Here is a 19,032-nt window from a genome sequence, read left to right on the forward strand (position 1 = left end):
CGCATTCGGAAGCCGACGTTCGCTAGCGCTGGTGGCGATCGTCCTACTCCGACCCATTGCAGACGTTTGACCAGACTGCGAAGGTCGTTTTGACAGTCTGACCCACCGGAGACTCCCGTGAAGGTATATCTTGCAGTTAGAAGATGGGTCGACAATTGCTGGGTCGAAAGTTTCGGATATAAATCGCTTGTCGCCGTGGCGATGCTTCCGTTTCTCCTAGTTCCTGTCCTCGGTAGGTGGTGGTTCATCCCAGCCGGGGGAATTGCAGTTCTTTGGACAGTGTTCGTCGGCTGGCGGAGGTCACGGGTAGCGCGCGCCAACGACGCGCAGTATGATCGCAAAACGAAATGGATGCTGTCAGAAGAATATCATTCGACTGAGAGCGCTATGAAGGCTCAATTCAAGCGGAAGCGCGGGAAGCGCTAGCAGGGCAGCACCGTTGGGTGTCCGCCTTCCACCCACTCCAGTCGATCGATCAGCGCGAGGCTGATCGGCCGATCCGCATTCGGAAGCCGACGTTCGCTAGCGCTGGTGGCGATCGTCCTACTCCGACCCATTGCAGACGTTTGACCAGACTGCGAAGGTCGTTTTGACAGTCTGACCCACCGGAGACTCCCGTGAAGGTATATCTTGCAGTTAGAAGATGGGTCGACAATTGCTGGGTCGAAAGTTTCGGATATAAATCGCTTGTCGCCGTGGCGATGCTTCCGTTTCTCCTAGTTCCTGTCCTCGGTAGGTGGTGGTTCATCCCAGCCGGGGGAATTGCAGTTCTTTGGACAGTGTTCGTCGGCTGGCGGAGGTCACGGGTAGCGCGCGCCAACGACGCGCAGTATGATCGCAAAACGAAATGGATGCTGTCAGAAGAATATCATTCGACTGAGAGCGCTATGAAGGCTCAATTCAAGCGGAAGCGCGGGAAGCGCTAGCAGGGCAGCACCGTTGGGTGTCCGCCTTCCACCCACTCCAGTCGATCGATCAGCGCGAGGCTGATCGGCCGATCCGCATTCGGAAGCCGACGTTCGCTAGCGCTGGTGGCGATCGTCCTACTCCGACCCATTGCAGACGTTTGACCAGACTGCGAAGGTCGTTTTGACAGTCTGACCCACCGGAGACTCCCGTGAAGGTATATCTTGCAGTTAGAAGATGGGTCGACAATTGCTGGGTCGAAAGTTTCGGATATAAATCGCTTGTCGCCGTGGCGATGCTTCCGTTTCTCCTAGTTCCTGTCCTCGGTAGGTGGTGGTTCATCCCAGCCGGGGGAATTGCAGTTCTTTGGACAGTGTTCGTCGGCTGGCGGAGGTCACGGGTAGCGCGCGCCAACGACGCGCAGTATGATCGCAAAACGAAATGGATGCTGTCAGAAGAATATCATTCGACTGAGAGCGCTATGAAGGCTCAATTCAAGCGGAAGCGCGGGAAGCGCTAGCAGGGCAGCACCGTTGGGTGTCCGCCTTCCACCCACTCCAGTCGATCGATCAGCGCGAGGCTGATCGGCCGATCCGCATTCGGAAGCCGACGTTCGCTAGCGCTGGTGGCGATCGTCCTACTCCGACCCATTGCAGACGTTTGACCAGACTGCGAAGGTCGTTTTGACAGTCTGACCCACCGGAGACTCCCGTGAAGGTATATCTTGCAGTTAGAAGATGGGTCGACAATTGCTGGGTCGAAAGTTTCGGATATAAATCGCTTGTCGCCGTGGCGATGCTTCCGTTTCTCCTAGTTCCTGTCCTCGGTAGGTGGTGGTTCATCCCAGCCGGGGGAATTGCAGTTCTTTGGACAGTGTTCGTCGGCTGGCGGAGGTCACGGGTAGCGCGCGCCAACGACGCGCAGTATGATCGCAAAACGAAATGGATGCTGTCAGAAGAATATCATTCGACTGAGAGCGCTATGAAGGCTCAATTCAAGCGGAAGCGCGGGAAGCGCTAGCAGGGCAGCACCGTTGGGTGTCCGCCTTCCACCCACTCCAGTCGATCGATCAGCGCGAGGCTGATCGGCCGATCCGCATACGGAAGCCGACGTTCGCTAGCGCTGGCGGCGATCGTCCTACTCCGGTCGATACCGTTGAAAAACTCCCCTTGCTGCCGTGACTCGGCTCTGATTCAATCTTCCTGCGGGAGCGGGAGGCGAGCCGATGATGGGCGAGCGGACGGTGATGCAGGAGGCGCTGTTCTACGGGTTCAGCCTGGAGCGCCACGTCCCTGACGACCACCTGCTGCGGCGGATCGACCGCTTCGTCGACCTGACCGACATTCGTGAGCACCTGCGGCCCTATTACAGCGAGACGGGGCGCCCCTCGATCGATCCCGAGCTGATGATCCGGATGCTGCTGATCGGCTATTGCCTCGGCATTCGCTCCGAGCGCCGGCTGTGCGAGGAGGTGCATCTCAATCTCGCGTATCGGTGGTTCTGCCGGCTCGGCCTCGAAGGTGCGGTGCCGGATCACTCGACTTTTTCGAAGAACCGGCACGGCCGCTTCCGCGACAGCGATGTTCTGCGCCGGCTGTTCGAGCTCACCGTAGAGCGCTGTCTGCTCGAGGGGCTGGTCGGCGGCGAGGGCTTCGCCGTCGATGCCAGCCTGATCAAGGCCGATGCCAACCGTCAGCGCGGCGTCCCTGGTATCGGGGATCTGCCGACTGAGGCGGCGAGCCACGCGGTGCGGGATTATCTCGCGGTGCTCGACGATGCGGCTTTCGGCGCCGCGACTCCGGTCGAGCCAAAGTTCATCTCGATCGCCGACCCGGCCTCGCGGTGGACCAGCGCCAATGGCGGTCCGGCTTATTTCGCCTACTCCACCAACTACCTGATCGACCTCAAGCACGCGGTGATCATGGACGTCGAGGCGACGACGTCTATCCGCCAGGCCGAGGTAACCGCGCAGCGGCGGATGCTCGAGCGTACCCAGGACCGCTTCGGTGTCTGGCCGCAGCGGCTCGCGGCCGACACCGGCTACAGATCGGCCGAGAACCTGGCGTGGCTGGTCCACGAGCGCGGCATCGAGCCGCACATCCCGGTCTTCGAGAAATCATCTCGAACCGACGGGACGTTTTCGCGCTCCGACTTCACCTACGACCACAAGCGCGACCTCTACATCTGCCCCGGCGGAAAGCAGCTGATGCACTATCGCCGGGCCTTTTCGACGCCCCGAAGCGGCGTCGATGAGCACGGTCTGATGCGCTACCGCGCGTCGGTGGCAGACTGCGGCTCCTGCGCTCTCAAGGCGCGCTGCTGCCCGACGCAGCCACAGCGCAAGGTGCTGCGCTCGATCCACGAGGGCGCACGCGACATGGCGCGGGATATCGCCCTGACCGACGCCTATCTGACCTCGCGACGCGAGCGGAAGAAGGTCGAGATGCTGTTCGCGCACCTCAAGCGCATCCTGAAACTGGATCGGCTGCGGCTCAGAGGTCCCAACGGAGCGAAGGACGAATTCCTCCTCGCCGCCACCGCCCAGAACCTCCGTAAGCTCGCCAAGCTGCTCCCGCCGGTGGCACCGGCGACGGCGGGGTGAGCCCGCTCGCGCTCAATCTGCGCAACGTCCGCTATTATCAGTAGCGGACGATTTTCAACGGTATCGACCCTTTGCGGACTTTGGCTGTATGCGGCATCATCCGAGAAAAGGGGAAGGCATGCAGCGGCTGATCATTAGGAATACGTCAAAAGCTGAACTCGGCGTGATGCTTGAACCGTGGACAGATTGAGAGGACGTCGAGGCAGGCAAGCAGGTGATGCTCGAAGGGGATTTTTCGCCAGATGAGATCACGCTCGAATTCGGCGACGAAAACTTTCTGTCGATCTGGTGTCCTGATGGGTGCAAGCTGCGAAAGATCCGATAACCACCCACTCTAGCCGATCGGCTAGAGTTGAGCCTTCGACGACATTAGCTCACATGAGTCCAACGGCATTATCACTGATCCCGATGCTGGCGTTGCTGGGTTTGACAGCCGGTTGCGTTCACGCACCTGCTGACGTGAGCGAAGACCTCGTCGTGTTTGGGCACGTGACGCCTCTGGGCGAAGGGGCTCTCGGTGAGCTCTCAACAGACGGACAGTTCACCGCACGGCTGACCGTTACGCGTGTCATCAGCGGGCGACCGCCTGGCTCGGTGCTCACGATCAGGTACATCGCGCACACGAGCTTCGTTTCGGATCGAGAATTTCGGTTTCATTTGCGCCGTTCCACGGGTGTCTGGCTCGCTTGCGCTGATGGCTCGGGGAAAGGCTACGTCTGCTCTTAGCGATGTCCGCCTTCCACCCGTTTCAGCGGATCGACGATAGGCAATTCAAACGGCCGATCCGGCAATAACAAGCGGACGTTCGCACCGCGCCGGCGGCTACTTCCTACTCCGACCCTTAGCGGACCTGCTGAAGCGCAGGATCAAGCCAGGCCCTCAGGCGCTCCCGCTGACGCTCCGCGTAAACAGTGCCCTTTTCGCGAATGTCGGCATCATCGAGAAAGTGATAGACTACTTCGTGCGCATACGAAGGCTCCGGCTCAGTAGCGAGCCTCCCTATTGTGCCAAGGCACAATAACTGAACCCTTCCCCAATCAACTTGCTGTTGCTCTTCCTCAGCGAGGATTGCCCGAAGATCGGCTTTGAGTTCGTCGAGTGTCATGCTGTCAGCGTAGCACGCCGTCCCCGCTGAGCAATGTCCGCCATCCACCCTGAACAGTCCTTCCCGAGCTGATCACGCGCGCCGTGCGCGAAGGGCCGATTCTGAGCAGCACAGCTGACGAGCGCGGACGCTGGCGGGCGCGAGGGGAGGAATGACGGAGTCGGGTGTCGTCAGCGGACGCCCCCGCCCGATGGGTCGGCAAGTCGACGCCGTCGATGCGCCGGCGCCTCGTTACCGCGCGGTGGAGACGAGTGGCGGAGGGCCAACCAGTTCTGCTCCACAGCTACGGGCGAGCGATGCAAGCCTGCCCATGGCCTCGCCGTAGCGCGCAGGTCCGACGGAAAGGATCAGCTCGGTGGCAGGCTCGCGCCGCGTCGCAATATCGATCATCGCACGGTCGTCACCCTGGACGAAGTGCAGATCGCCCAAGTCCATCGTGACGGTGAATTCGGGCCGGGCGTCCGTCCGCAGGACCAGGTTGCAGCCGCGCTCGAGGGTTGCGCCCCGGATCACTCTGCGGCCGATGATGCCCCCGTCGCGGTCGACCTCGCTCATCGCGGCGCCGGCCAGCATCCGCCGCACGGACGCCGAGTCCGATCGGGAGCTCTGCGCCTCGGCCGCGGACGAAGCAGCGACAAGCCCGCTCACAGCGACGAGCGAAGCAATCCCGGCCATTCGGCAACGCCTCAAACGCACGCAGGTTCGCACGAGGAGCGCGAAGATGACGATACCGCCTTGTGCCATTCCATGACTCCAGCGGCGGCGCGTCGATTCTCGAGGCGTCCGCCGCAGGAGAAGGCTCGCATTCCGCGCACGAGTTCGCAATGGGGCGATCCCTGCACCACGCCGCGCGCACGCGCGCGACGAGCGCGACCAGCCTCAGCCATGTCATGCGCATCCCTCCTTCTCCGGTGCGCGACGGTGCCAGGCAGCAGGAACAGCGCGACGCCGCTCGCGAACCGAGCGGCGCACGTCGCGTGGGCACCTCCGCACGGCGAGCAGGCAAGCGCGCGTCACCAGGCGCCGATCAGGGCGCATGATCGGCTGGATGCCGGACGTTGCTGGCAGCGACGAAGCTCAGCTGGACGAGGCGCCAGCTTCGTTCCGGATCGCCCGTCCAGAGGCTTTCCAGATCGACCTGCGCCTCGGGCGGGACGCCCGACAGCTCGGCATGGATGTAGCGGCCGGTCTCGCGCAGCCGCACCCGCGCGCCGGGAAAACGGGCCTCGAGGGAGTCGATCAGCTGCAGCGCATCCTCGGCGATCTCGTTGCTGCCGAGCGCGCGCGGCGTGCCGTCGACCAGCTCGGCGGTGGCCACCCGCAACGAGGTGACTCCGTCCTTGACGATGCTGACGGCGATCAACCCCGCGGCAAGCGCATCCCCCCACCAATAGCCGAGCCCGACGCCGAGAACGCCGCCGATCCCGGCGAGGCCGGTCATCCAGTCGGCGCGCTGCATCATCGCATCGGTATCGAGCACCTCGTCCTGCAGCCGGCGGGCGACCGGCTGCTTGATGTGTCCGAGGATGACCGGCGGCAGCACCGAATAGACGAGCGCCGCGACCATCGGCCAGCCGAGCCAGACGTCGGTGCCGAACAGCGAGACCGGCGCGATCGTCGGATGCTCCTGCTTGATCAGGGTGCTTGCCGATTCGAACAGAAGGAACGCGCCCACCGCCGCCAGCGCGACCGCGGCGATCACCGAGGCGAGGCTGTGGACCCGCTCGAAGCCGAACGGAAATTTCGCGGTCGGCGGTTTCTGCTCGTAATGCGAGGCGACGAGGAAGACGATCGCCGGGACGAGGCTCAGCACGTCCTCCACCAGAGCGGTCTTCATCGCCTGGCTGCCGCCCATCACCAGCCACATGACGAGCACGACGGTGGCCATCCAGCCGAGCGTCCACCATTCCAGCCGCCGGGCCTTGCGAAGATCGGCGCCGATCTGCGCCGGAAGCGTGCGGATCACTGGCCGCCTCCCAGCGCATCCGCCTCGCCGTGGAGCAGCGCGATCCAGCCATTCTCGCCGTTCCTCGCCGCCGCCGACGGCAGGAGGACGCCCTCGCCCGCCTTTCTCTTGTCCGGCGGCGGGACGAACGACACGCGGGTGATCCAGGGCGTCCTGGTGCCGAACGGCCCTACGACGAGATCGAGCCCGCCTTCCTCCAGCCGGAGGAGCAGGTTCTCGGCCGAGCCCGTCTCGATCGCGGCCCGCGCGCCGGTGGCCCGCTCGACGTTGCGCAGGAAGGCGAGCTCCGCCGCCGATACCGCCGCGCCCCGCGCGATCACCCCGACCTTGAACGCGCGCTCCGCCCGCACGCGTTCGAGCGTCCCTTCCGGGTCGCGCGGGATTCCGGAACAGGCGCAGGCGAACAGCGCGCTGCCGAGGATCAGGCCATTCCGCATGTTTGCGAACTCTCCATCATTGTTGCGCCCTGCTCCGCGGGATGCGTGCCGGAGGGACGTGCACACGGTTGCACGATTTGTGCAGGGAAATCACGCCGGATGCGCGGCCCTCAGGACGGCCGCTTCATCCGCCAGTCTGCGGTCGGAAGCTCCGCGGCCGGGACATGGCGCGAGACGAGGTCATGGAATATCGCCGAAACGCGATGACCGGCGGGCCCATCGTGGCGCATCTGCCTTGAAACCTGCGCGCCGAAGCTGGCGAGATCGAGGCTGATGCCAGTCCCGTCGGTGCCCACCTCGGACAGGACGTCCGCGGCGCCGCCGAGCGGCCACAGGGCGTCGGCGGCCGGCACGCCGAGCGGAAGGACCGAAGCGACGATCGCCCGAACCGCGTCCGCGGAGAGCGATGCCTCCCAGCTCTTCTCGACATCGTAGCGGTTGCAGTCGAACTGCCGGCGAAGGCGCAGGATCTCGAGCTGCCCCTCGCCTCCCGAGCCTCGCGACGAGATGCGGACCACCCAGGGCCGCCCCGGAAGGTCGAGGGACGGCGTGGCCGCGAAGGTGATCGCGTGCGCCGCCGGGCGCGGCGGGAGCGAGGCTGCGGCCGGCGGGAGCGGCCGAGGCGTGCACGCCGGCTCCGCGGCAGCGGCCTGACAGCCGAGGACGAGCCAGGCGACGGTCAGAAGGCTCGATCGGGGCACGTTTGCTCCTCTCATCCCAGGCGGCTCATCCTACGCCATGCGACGGCGCCCGCGCAAATGCAGCGCCAGCGGCAGGAGCCGGACACGGTCACCCTCCCTTGCCGAGCTGCGCGAGGCTGGCGGCGAGCTCGTCCTTGCGGAACGGCTTGGTGAGGCGCGGGAGATCGGCGGCAATGCCGTCGCTCTCGGCATAACCGGAGACGAGCAGCACGGGCAGATCGGGCCGGGCGGTGCGCGCCTCGCGGGCGAGATCGGTGCCGTTCATCCCGGGCATCAGATGGTCGGTCACCAGCAGATCGAACGTCTCGCCGCGCTCGATCAGGCGGATCGCCTCCTCGGCGGAGGCCGCTTCGACTACTCGGTAGCCGAGATCCACCAGCATGTCCGCGGTGCTGAGCCGCACCAGTTCCTCGTCGTCGACCAGCAACGCCGTGCCCCGTTCGGCGGCATCCTCGACCGGCGCCGAGGATGCCTCCTCCGCCCCCGGTCCCGACGCGCTTCTCGGCAGCCAGAGCTCGACGTTCGTGCCGAACCCGGGTCGGCTGCGGATCGTCAGGGCCCCGCCGAGCTGCGAGGCGAGGCCGTGGACCATCGAGAGCCCGAGGCCGGTGCCCTTGCCGACGCCCTTTGTCGAAAAGAACGGCTCGACCGCGCGGGCAAGCGTCGCCTCGTCCATCCCGGTTCCCGTATCCGCGACGGACAGCCGAATGTAGCGGCCGGCGGGCAGGCTCGAAACATGGTCAGGCCCGATGCGGTCGGTGCTCGCCGAGATGCGCAGCGTGCCGCCGTCCGGCATCGCGTCGCGCGCATTCACCGCGAGATTGAGCAGCGCCATCTCCAGCTGGTTCGGATCGGCCATCGCCGGCGGAAGATCGTCCGCCGCCTCGACCGCCACCCTGATCTGCGGACCGGTGGTGCTCGCCACCAGATCGCCCATGCCGGCGACCAGCCTGGCGACGTCCACCGGCACCGCCTGCAGCGGCTGGCGACGGGCAAAGGCGAGCAGCCGCTGGACGAGCGTGCGCGCCCGCTCGGCCGATTGCATGGCGCCGGCGATCAGCCTCTGCTCGCGCTCGCCGCCGAGCTTCTTGTGCTGGAGGAGATCGAGGCTGCCGACGATCGGAGTGAGAAGGTTGTTGAAATCGTGCGCGACGCCGCCGGTGAGCTGTCCCATCGCCTCCATCTTCTGGCTCTGGCGCAGCGCCTCCTCGGCCATCACCTGGCGGGTGACGTTGCGGCTCGAGCCGATCAGCCGGACGATGCGGCCGTCGGCATCGCGCATCGGCACCAGCGAGGTGTCCCAATGCTGCGGATCGCCCTCGAGGTCGAAGATCTCGCGATATTGATGCACGACGCCGGTCTCGACGACGTGGCGGTAGGTGGCGAGCACCTGCTGGGCCAGATCGTTGGGCAGGATCTCGTCGATGCGCTTCCCGCGAATCTCATCCGAGCGAAAGCCGAGGGCCGCCTCGTGCGCCGGATTGACCTGCTCCACGACGAAGCTCGCGTCGGGCGCGACGCCGACCACGAACAGCGCTTCCGGGCTGTTCTGGAAATAGGCGCGGTAGAGGGCGTCCGCCTCGCGCCGCGCCGCTTCCGCTTCCGCCAGCCGCCGCTGCTCCTGCACGCGATCGGTCACGTCGTAGACGAATTGATAGGCGCCGATCTGCTTGCCCTCCGCATCGCGCAGGACGTGGTATTTCATCTCGTAGCTGCGGCGCTCCCGGCCCGGCTCGCCGAACTCGCCGATCTCGGTGAAACCCTCGCCGGCAAGCGCCCTTCCCCAAACCTCCCGAACGGCAGCCTGGTGCTCCGGCAGGTGCGCCAAGGTTTCGAGCATCGACTCGCCGACCTTGGGCCGGACGCCGTAGATGCGCTCGAATTCGTCGGCGCTTGCCCGGTTGATCGCCAGCCAGCGGAAATCGGCATCGGCGACCTGGACGAAGGCGTCGGTATTCTCGACCAGATCGGCGAGGAGCTTTCGCTCGGCCACCGCCTCGGCAATGCGCTGCTCCAGCGTCTCGTTGAGCTCGCGCAGGCGTTCCTCGGCGAGCCGGCGGTCGTGGATGTCGGTCGAGGCGCCGTACCAGCGGACGACTTCGCCCGTGTCGGGATCGCGATAGGGCTCGCCGCGCACCAGGAACCAGCGATATTCGCCCGCGGCCGAGCGGATGCGGTGCTCGAGCCGGTAGGTCGTCCCCGTCCGCCGCGCCTCGTCGAAGATCTTCATGGTCGGTTCGGCATCGTCGGGATGCAGATAGCCGGCGGCCACCTCGCCGGCGGTAGTCGGCTCCCGGGGCGCGCCGGTATAGTCGAACCAGTGGCGGTTGAAGAACTCGTTGCCGCCGTCCGCATCGGTGATCCAGACGATCTGCGGCGCTGCGTCGGCCATCAGCCGGAACTTCTCCTCGCTCTCGCGCAGCGCCGCCTCGGCGTTGCGGCGCTCGTCGATGTCGATGACCGAACCGACGTAGCCGAGGAACTCGCCCGAAGCGCCGAAGCGCGGCGACGCGGCGTCGATCGCCCAGCGATAGCGTCCGTCGGCGCGGCGCAGCCGGTATTCGAGACGAAACGGGCGCTGGGCGGAATTCGCCTCGACGAAGGCGCGCTCGGCCGTCGCTTTGTCGTCCGGATGGGTCGCATCGAGCCAGCCGAACCCCTCGGCCTCCGCGGGCGTCTGGCCGGTGAACTCGTACCAGCCGCGGTTGAGATAGGTGCAATGGCCGCTCTCGTCGGTGACCCACATCATCACCGGGGCGTGGTCCGCCATGTTGCGGAAGCGCACCTCGCTCTCGCGGACCGCCCGCTCGGCGAGCACCTGGCCGGTCGTTTCGGTGCAGGCGCAGAACAGGCCGGCGACCTCCCCGGCCTCGTCGCGGACCGGCGAGTAGGAGAAGGTGAACCAGGTCTGCTCGTCATAGCCATGGCGGTTCATGAGCAGCGGCAGATTCTCGCGGTAGCTCGCCTCGCCGGCGAGCGCCGCGTCGATCAGCGGCGAGATGTCGGGCCAGATCTCGGCCCAGATGTCGTGGAACGGCCGTCCCAGCGCCTGCGGGTGCTTCTCGCCGAGCACCTCGGCATAAGGATCGTTGTAGAGGAAGCCGAGCTCGGGACCCCAGGCGACGAACATCGGGAACCCCGAGCTCAGCATCAGGCTGACGACCGATCGCAGCGACTGCGGCCAGGCCTCCGGCGGTCCGAGCGGCGAAGTGGACCAGTCATGCGCGCGCATCAGCGCACCGGTCTTGCCTCCGTCGACGAGGAAGGTGGAGCTCGCAGGGAGGGAAGCATCAGTCACAATCGATCCTTTGCGCGACTCACGCCGGGGGGCATTGCGCGGGTGCCGCGACGACTAGCCCATCGCCTCAGGTGCGTCATGAGCCAAAGGGCCGCGTCGCGCGTATTTGCCCAGGACCAGCAAGGAGCGAGACGATGGCCTCCAGCCCCGCCCTCTTCATCGGCCACGGCAGCCCGATGAACACGCTCGAGCGCAACGGTTTCACCGAGGCCTGGCGGCGCCTCGGTCGAAGCCTGCCGCGGCCTCGCGCGCTGCTGGTCGTCTCGGCCCATTGGTATTTCGGCGCCACGGCCGTCACGGCGATGCCGAAGCCGCGCACCATCCACGATTTCTACGGCTTTCCGCCCGAGCTGTTCGCCTTCGATTATCCGGCGCCCGGCGCCCCCGAGATCGCCGAGGAGGTCGCGGACGCGGTGAAGCCGGTGTGGTGCGGCCTCGACCAGGATCAATGGGGGCTCGATCACGGCACGTGGAGCGTGCTCGCCCATCTCTATCCGGAGGCCGACTTGCCGGTGCTGCAGCTGTCGATCAACGCGCTGAAGCCGCTCGACTACCATGTCGAGCTCGGCGCGCGGCTCGCCGCGCTCCGCAACCGCGGCATCATGGTGCTGGCGAGCGGCAACGTCGTCCACAATCTGCGCCGCGTGCTCTGGAACCGGCCCGACGCCGCCTTCGACTGGGCGGAACGGTTCGACGAGGCGGTCGCGCAGCAGCTCGCCGAGGCGCCGGGCGACATCCTGCGGCTGACCGAGCATCCGGACTATGGCGCCGCGGCGCCGACGCCGGACCATTTCATTCCCCTGCTCTACCTCGCCGGCATCGCGCGGGAGGAAGGCGGGCGGCTCGATGCGCTGGTGCGCGGCTATGCGATGGGCTCGATCTCGATGACCTGCTACGGCCTCGACGCCGCCGCGGGCCTCGACGGCGAGGAGGCCGAGGGCGCGGCGACGCTGCCCGAGGGCGTGCCGGCGGATCAGTCGAACATCTGAGCCGCGGCGAGGGCGCACCTCCGGCAAATCGGGGACACTATACCAATTAGCCTCTCGCCACGCCTCCGGGACTGGCGAGCAACCCGCGACCTGCCCCCGGGCGGCGCGAGCAATTAGTATAGTGTCCCCGAATTACCAAGCTCCCGCGAGACCGAAGAGCGGCCCCCGACCCGCCCAATCGCCACCGCCGCCGCGGCGCTGCCGCCTATTTCTTCTTCCGCTCGTCGATCAGCACGTCGACCAGGCTGGGATCGGCGAGGGTCGAGGTGTCGCCGAGGCTGGAATAATCGTTCTCCGCGATCTTCCTGAGGATCCGGCGCATGATCTTGCCGCTGCGCGTCTTGGGAAGGGCGGGCGTGAAGTGGATCAGGTCCGGGCTGGCGATCGGGCTGATCTCGGTCCGGACGTGGGCGCGCAGGTCCTTCTCGAGCTCGGGCGTGGGCTCGATGCCCTCCATCAGGGTGACGTAGCAATAGATGCCCTGGCCCTTGATGTCGTGCGGATAGCCGACCACCGCCGCCTCGGCGACCGCGGCATGACCGACCAAAGCGCTCTCGATCTCGGCGGTGCCGAGGCGGTGACCCGAGATGTTGAGCACGTCGTCGACCCGGCCGGTGATCCAGTAATAGCCGTCCTCATCGCGGCGGCAGCCGTCGCCGGTGAAATACTTGCCGGCATAGGTCGAGAAATAGGTCTGCACGAAGCGCTGGTGATCGCCATAGACGCTGCGCATCTGGCCCGGCCAGCTGCCGACCAGGCAGAGGTTGCCCGAGGCGGCGCCGCTCAGCACCTCGCCATCCGGACCGACCAGCTGCGGGTCGACGCCGAAGAACGGCCGGCCGGCCGATCCCGGTTTCATGTCGTGCGCGCCGGGCAGCGTCGTGATCATGATCCCGCCGGTCTCGGTCTGCCACCAGGTATCGACCACCGGGCAGCGTTGCTCGCCGACCACGTCCCAATACCAGCGCCACGCCTCGGGGTTGATCGGCTCGCCGACCGAGCCGAGCAGGCGCAGCGAGGAGCGGTCGTGCTTCGTGACGGGGCCCTCGCCCTCGCGCATCAGCGCGCGGATCGCGGTCGGGGCGGTGTAGAAGATGTTGACCCGCTGGCGCTCGACCACGTCCCAGAAACGGCTGAAATCGGGATAATTGGGAACGCCCTCGAAGATCAGGCTGGTCGCACCGTTGGCGAGCGGCCCGTAGACCACATAGCTGTGACCGGTGACCCAGCCGACGTCGGCCGTGCACCAGAAGATCTCGCCGGGTTTGTAGTCGAAGACGTAGTGGAAGGTGGTCGCCGTCCAGACGGCGTAGCCGCCGGTGGTGTGGAGCACGCCCTTGGGCTTGCCGGTCGATCCCGAGGTGTAGAGGATGAACAAGGGATCCTCGGCATTCATCGGCTCGCACGGGCATTCGTCGGGCACCGTCTCGCCCAGCTCGTGATACCAGTGATCGCGGCCTTCGACCCATTGGATGTCGCAGCCGAGGTGGCGGACGACGAGCACGCCGTCGATCTCGGCGCCCCGGGCCAAAGCGGCGTCGACATTGGCCTTGAGCGGGACCAGCTTGCCGCCGCGCTTCCCGCCGTCGGCGGTGACGACGAAGCGGCTGGCCGCATCCTCGATCCGGCCGTGGATCGCATCGGGCGAGAAGCCGCCGAAGACGACGCTGTGCACCGCGCCGATGCGGGCGCAGGCGAGCATCGCCACCGCAGCCTCCGGGATCATCGGCATGTAGATGGTCACGCGATCGCCCTTGGCGACGCCCATGGCCTTCAGGCAGTTCGCCATGCGCACGACCTCGCGGTAGAGCGCGCCGTAGCTGATCGACCGGCCCTCGCCCGGCTCGTCGCCCTCGAACAGGAAGGCGGTCTGGTCGGCGCGGCTCTCGAGATGGCGGTCGACGCAATTCCAGCAGAGGTTGAGAACGCCGTCCTCGAACCATTTGATGTCGACCGGATCGAACGACCAGTCGGCGATCCGCGTCGGCTCCCGGATCCAGCCGATCCGCCCCGCCTGCTCGCGCCAGAAGCCGTCGGGATCGGACAGCGAGCGCCGGTACATCGCTTCGTAATCGGCGGCGTTGGCGTGGCTGGCGGCGACGAGCGGCTGGGGCGGCGAGATGCGTTCGTTCATGGCGATCCTCACGTGCGCGGACGGGCCGCGTTCGCCCTGCTCCTGCCACAGCCGCGCCGCGGGCGGCAACGGGGTTGGGGCGCGATTTCCCCTCCCTGTAAGGGAGGGGCCAGGGGTGGGTGCGGCTGAGGCCCCTCGATGGGGCCGAAGACGCTTGTGGCGGACGCGCAGGCCGAGCGCTCGCTCCGCTCGCGACCCACCCCCTTCCCCTCCCTTCCAGGGAGGGGAGACGGCAGTCCCTCGCCGGCACGAGGCTGATGTGGATCAGCTTCTTCTTCTGGAACTTGCGTGGGGTGCTGCTGGTTTTTGCTGATCATGTCGGCTCCGAACCAGTCCACCGCGAAAAGCTCGAGGGACGGAGCCTCCGCCAGCCATTCCCAAGGGGGGAACCAGATGTTCTTCGGCAGCAAGACCGATCCTGCCACCACGTTCCTGACGCAGCCGATGGCCGTCACCGAGGTCGGCGTCTATCGCGGCCCGCATTATTACAGCCATACGCCGATGGTTCGCATCCAGCTCGACCTCGGGCGGATGGAGGAATTCCCGACCAACCGAATCCCCGGCTTCACCGAGGCGCTGCTCGAGGCCCTGCCCGGCGTGGGCCGCCACGCCTGCTCGCTGAAGGTGCGCGGCGGCTTCGAGAAGAGGCTCCGCGAGGGCACCTGGCTCGGCCATGTCGCCGAGCATATCGCGCTCGAGCTGCAGACCCTGGCCGGCTCGCGCGCCGTTCGCGGCAAGACCCGATCGGTCAAGAACCGTCCCGGCGTCTACAACGTCATGTTCGCCTATAACGAGGAGCGCGTGGGCCTCGCCGCCGGACGCATCGCGCTGGAGCTGGTCAATTCGCTGCTCCCGCCCGAGCTCGAAGGGATCAGCGGCCTCGACCGCATCCATGATTTCGACGGCGCATTCGACCTCGAGGGCCGGCTCGACACGCTGAAGCGCCTGGTCCGCCGCACCGCGCTCGGACCGACCACCAGGTCGCTCGTCGAAGAGGCCGAACGGCGCGGCATCCCGGTGATGCGTTTGGACGAAAAGAGCCTGATCCAGCTCGGCCAGGGCCGCTTCCAGCAGCGCATTCGGGCGAGCATCACCGGCCGCACCGCCCAGGTCGCGACCGACATCGCCAGCGACAAGAACCTTACCAAGCGGCTGCTCGACGAGAGCGGCATTCCCGTGCCTCGCGGCGTCGTCGTTCGCAACGTCGAGGACGCGGTGCGCGCGGCCCGGCGGCTGCGCTTTCCGCTGGTCACCAAGCCGCTCGACGGCAATCACGGCCGCGGCGTGACGATCGGCATCGAGTCCGAGGAGCAGCTGCGCTTCGGCTTCGCCGAGGCGCAGGCGCAGGCCAAGGGCCGCGACGTCATCGTCGAGCAGTTCTTCGCCGGCAACGACCACCGCATCCTCGTCGTCGACGGCAAGATGATCGCGGTCGCCGAGCGGATTCCCGCGCAGGTCACGGGCGACGGCGTCAGCACCATCCGCCAGCTCGTCGCGGAAGTGAACCGCGATCCGCGCCGCGGCGACGGGCACGAGAACGTGATGACCCGTATCAGGATCGACGCCCTGGTCGAGGAATATATCGGCCGCAGCGGCATGACGCCGGACAGCATTCCCGAGGCCGAGCAGGTCGTGCAATTGCGCGCCACCGCCAATCTCTCGACCGGCGGGACCGCGGTCGACCGGACCAACGAGATCCACCCGGACAATGCCGAGATCGCCCGCCGCGCCGCTTTGGTCGTCGGGCTCGACGTCGCCGGCGTCGACTTCGTCTGCCCCGACATCAGCCGTTCGGTGCGCGAGACCGGCGGCGGGGTGATCGAGGTCAATGCCGCGCCCGGCCTCAGGATGCACATCGATCCGTCCGAAGGCGCGCCGCGCGACGTCGCCAAGCCGATCATCGAGATGCTGTTCCCGCGCGGCAGCCGGAGCCGGGTGCCGATCATCGCGATCACCGGCACCAACGGCAAATCGACCGTCGGCCGCATGGTGAAGCACATCATCCGCTACACCGGCTGCACCGTCGGCCTCACCTCGACCACCGGAGTCTACATCAACGACATCCTCACCCACGAGGGCGACGCCACCGGGCCGCGCTCGGCGCGGATGATCCTGCGCGACCCGACCGTCGAGGTGGCGGTGCTCGAGACGGCGCGGGGCGGCCTGCTGCGCGAGGGACTCGCTTTTTCCCAAGCCGATATCGGCATCGCCACCAACGTCACCGCCGACCATCTCGGCCTGAAGGGCATCGCGACCGTCGAGGACCTCGCCAGCGTCAAGCAGGTTGTCGTCGAGTCGGTCCGGCGCAGCGGCCATTCGATCCTCAACGCCGACGACCCCCTGACCGTGCGGATGGCGCGCCGCGCCGGCGGCCGTATCATCTGGTTCTCCTTGTGCGGCGGCGCCGAGCTCCCGCCGCTGGTCCGCGAGCATGTCGATGAAGGCGGCATGGCCGTTGTCCGCGAGCCGGGGCCGGACGGCGGCACGATCGTCGTCTACGAGGACAGCCGCCGCGAGGTCGTGATGAAGGCCGGCGACATTCCGGCGACCCTGCACGGCATGGCCGAGTTCAACGTCGCCAACGCCCTCGCCGCGATCGCCGCCGCTTATGCGCACGGCGTGCCGATCCTCACCATCCGATCGGCGATGACCAACTTCCGCTCGACCTTCGAGCAGAACCCGGGGCGGCTCAACGTCCACGACGCGCACGGCTTCAGGGTGATCGTCGATTACGCCCACAATGCCGCCGGCCTGAACGCGCTCGGCAAGGTGGTTCGCGGCCTGTCCGATCGTTACAAGAGGACGATCGGATCGGTCTCGATGGCAGGGGACCGGCGGGACGAGGATCTGATGGAGATGGGCCGGATCGCGGCCGGCATCTTCGACGTGCTGATCTTCCGCGAGGATCCCTCGACCCGTGGCCGTCCGCGCGGCGAAGTGATGCACTATCTGCAGCAAGGCGCGCTCGAGGCGGGCCGCTCGCCCGATCACATCCACCTGATCGCCGGCGAAGCCGCGTCGACCGCCGCCGCGCTGGCGATGGGCCGCCCCGGCGACCTGATCGTCGTCACCCCCACCGACGTCCATGCCGCCTGGCGGCAGGTCAACGATTTCACGCCCGTTGCCGTGCGTGCCGCCACCCGCGCACCGCTCGTCCCGGCAGAGTAAGAGAATGACCGACAGACAGGCTGGGCGGTGGGCCCTGATCGTGCACGGCGGCGCGAAGCCGTGGCCGGACGGTGAGGAGGATGCGCACCGCAACGGCGTGCTCGAGGCGCTGGCCGCCGGCCGCAGGGTCCTGGAGAGCGGCGGAACCGCGCTCGACGCCGTCGAGGCGTCGGTGCGCACGCTCGAGGACATCGAGCTGTTCAACGCCGGCACCGGCTCGGCCCTGAACGAGCGGGGCGAGGTCGAAATGTGCTCCGGCATCATGGACGGGCGCGACCTCAAGGTCGGCGCGGTCGGGGCGATCCGCGGGGTACGCAATCCCGTCGCCGTCGCCCGCGCGATGCTGGCCGAGACGGAAGTGCTGATCGTCGGCGAGGGGGCGGAGCTGTTCGCCGTCCGCAAGGGCATCGAGTGCGTGCCGAACGACGCCCTGGTCGTCGAGAAGAGGAAGAAGGAGCTGGCCGAGCACGACACGGTCGGCGCCGTCGCCCTGGACAGCGGCGGCAACATCGCGGCGGCAACCTCGACCGGCGGGCTCGCCGGCGCGCCGGTGGGCAGGATCGGCGACAGTCCCGTTCCCGGCGGCGGCTTCTATGCGGACAATCACGTCGGTGGCGTCGCCTTCTCCGGCGATGGCGAGACGATCCAGCGGCTGGCGCTGGCAGGACGGGTGATGGCCTCGATCGACGACGGCGAGGATCCCGAAGCGGCGATCGCCAAGGCGGTGGCCAAGCTGCCGGGCACCGGCGGGGCCGATGCCGACGGCGGCGGAATCGGCATCGCCAAGGATGGCCGGATCGGCTGGGCGCATAACAGCCCCAGCTTCACCGTGGCCCTGATGACCGGCGACATGGAAGAGCCGGAGGTCTGGCTCAGCAAGGAAGAGGCGCAGAAACGTGGCTGACACGAGCGGCGGAGAGACCCGCCCGAAAGGCACGCTGATCATCATCGGCGGGCACGAGGACCGCGACCCGAAGGGGGACCGTACGATTCTTCGCGAGTTCGCACGCCGGGCGAAGGGCGGCAAGATCGTCCTCGCCACCGTCGCCAGCCACCGGCCGGAAGGCTATTTCGAGGAATATGAGGCGGCCTTCGCCGATCTCGAGATCGGCGAGCTGATCGAGCTCTATGTCGAGGAGCGCAGCCAGGCGAGCGACCGCGAGAAGCTCGACGTCCTCGACGACGCCGCCGCGATCTTCTTCTCGGGCGGCGACCAGTTGCGCATCACCAGCCAGATCGGCGACACGAGCATCGAGGACAAGGTCCGCCGGCTCTACGAGCGAGGCGGAGTCGTCGCCGGCACATCGGCCGGCGCCTCGGTGATGAGCGAGACGATGCTGGTCAAGGGCACCAGCAAGGAGACGCACCGGATCGGAGACCTCCACATGGCGCCGGGCATGGGCCTGGTCCACAATGTGATCATCGACCAGCATTTCGCCGAGCGCGGCCGCATGGGCCGCCTGCTCGGCGCCGTCGCGCACAACCCGCGCGTGCTCGGCATCGGCATCGACGAGGATACCGCCGCCGTGCTCGAGGGCGACGAGTTCCAGGTGATCGGCAGCGGCGGCGTCTACGTCGTCGACGGCAGCCATGTCAGCTATTGCAACGTCGCCGAAGCGAGGGCGGACTGCGCCCTCTCGATGCACGACGTGAAGGTCCACGTCCTCTCGAGCGGCGATTGCTTCAATCTGAAGACGAGGACTCCGCGCCGCCCCGGGTGAGCGCT

General features: G+C 66.9%; 12 protein-coding genes. 5 read left to right on the forward strand and 7 right to left on the reverse strand.

The window, feature by feature from the left end; all coding sequences use genetic code 11:
* Positions 1–2,131: 2,131 nt before the first annotated feature.
* Entirely contained in the window at positions 2,132–3,508 is a 1,377-nt protein-coding gene (locus E2493_RS03275) for a transposase (RefSeq protein WP_135083692.1), read from the forward strand.
* 841 nt (positions 3,509–4,349) lie between these two features.
* Here the strand turns inward: E2493_RS03275 and E2493_RS03280 are convergent.
* From E2493_RS03280 to E2493_RS03305, 6 genes are all read right to left on the reverse strand, one after another.
* On the reverse strand, positions 4,350–4,613 hold the full coding sequence (locus E2493_RS03280; RefSeq protein WP_135083694.1) for a hypothetical protein: 264 nt from the start codon (positions 4,611–4,613) through the stop codon (positions 4,350–4,352).
* A gap of 231 nt (positions 4,614–4,844) precedes the next feature.
* On the reverse strand, positions 4,845–5,357 hold the full coding sequence (locus tag E2493_RS03285) for a hypothetical protein (protein ID WP_135083696.1): 513 nt from the start codon (positions 5,355–5,357) through the stop codon (positions 4,845–4,847).
* Positions 5,358–5,640: 283 nt separating this feature from the next.
* Positions 5,641–6,579, reverse strand: coding sequence for a cation diffusion facilitator family transporter (locus E2493_RS03290; protein ID WP_225421119.1), 939 nt, complete (start codon positions 6,577–6,579; stop codon positions 5,641–5,643).
* Positions 6,576–7,016: a hypothetical protein gene (locus E2493_RS03295; protein WP_135083698.1), complete on the reverse strand. Its 441-nt coding sequence runs from the start codon at positions 7,014–7,016 to the stop codon at positions 6,576–6,578. The genes E2493_RS03290 and E2493_RS03295 overlap by 4 nt, the downstream gene beginning before the upstream one ends.
* Before the next feature lie 110 nt (positions 7,017–7,126).
* On the reverse strand, positions 7,127–7,717 hold the full coding sequence (locus tag E2493_RS03300; protein ID WP_135083700.1) for a hypothetical protein: 591 nt from the start codon (positions 7,715–7,717) through the stop codon (positions 7,127–7,129).
* 88 nt (positions 7,718–7,805) lie between these two features.
* Positions 7,806–11,015 (reverse strand): PAS domain S-box protein, encoded by a 3,210-nt coding sequence (locus E2493_RS03305; protein WP_191992956.1) that lies wholly within the window; start codon positions 11,013–11,015, stop codon positions 7,806–7,808.
* A gap of 134 nt (positions 11,016–11,149) precedes the next feature.
* Here E2493_RS03305 and ygiD point away from each other — a divergent pair, with 134 nt between their 5' ends.
* A complete protein-coding gene (ygiD, locus tag E2493_RS03310) occupies positions 11,150–12,004 on the forward strand; it encodes a 4,5-DOPA-extradiol-dioxygenase (protein WP_135083702.1) in 855 nt (284 codons plus the stop codon).
* 205 nt (positions 12,005–12,209) lie between these two features.
* Here the strand turns inward: ygiD and acs are convergent, their stop codons facing one another.
* Positions 12,210–14,138, reverse strand: coding sequence for an acetate--CoA ligase (gene acs, locus E2493_RS03315; protein WP_135083704.1), 1,929 nt, complete (start codon positions 14,136–14,138; stop codon positions 12,210–12,212).
* A gap of 393 nt (positions 14,139–14,531) precedes the next feature.
* On the opposite strand from acs, the gene cphA reads away from it, so the two are divergent.
* From cphA to E2493_RS03330, 3 genes are read left to right on the forward strand one after another with little or no spacing between them, the layout of a single operon-like run.
* A complete protein-coding gene (gene cphA / locus E2493_RS03320) occupies positions 14,532–17,306 on the forward strand; it encodes a cyanophycin synthetase (RefSeq protein ID WP_225421120.1) in 2,775 nt (924 codons plus the stop codon).
* A gap of 4 nt (positions 17,307–17,310) precedes the next feature.
* Positions 17,311–18,210, forward strand: coding sequence for an isoaspartyl peptidase/L-asparaginase family protein (locus E2493_RS03325; RefSeq protein WP_135083706.1), 900 nt, complete (start codon positions 17,311–17,313; stop codon positions 18,208–18,210).
* On the forward strand, positions 18,203–19,027 hold the full coding sequence (locus E2493_RS03330) for a cyanophycinase (protein WP_135083708.1): 825 nt from the start codon (positions 18,203–18,205) through the stop codon (positions 19,025–19,027). Before E2493_RS03325 ends, E2493_RS03330 begins: the two co-directional genes overlap by 8 nt.
* Positions 19,028–19,032 lie beyond the last annotated feature (5 nt).

The sequence above is a fragment of the Sphingomonas parva (ex Maeng et al. 2020) genome, assembly GCF_004564275.1.
Lineage (GTDB): Bacteria > Pseudomonadota > Alphaproteobacteria > Sphingomonadales > Sphingomonadaceae > Allosphingosinicella > Allosphingosinicella parva.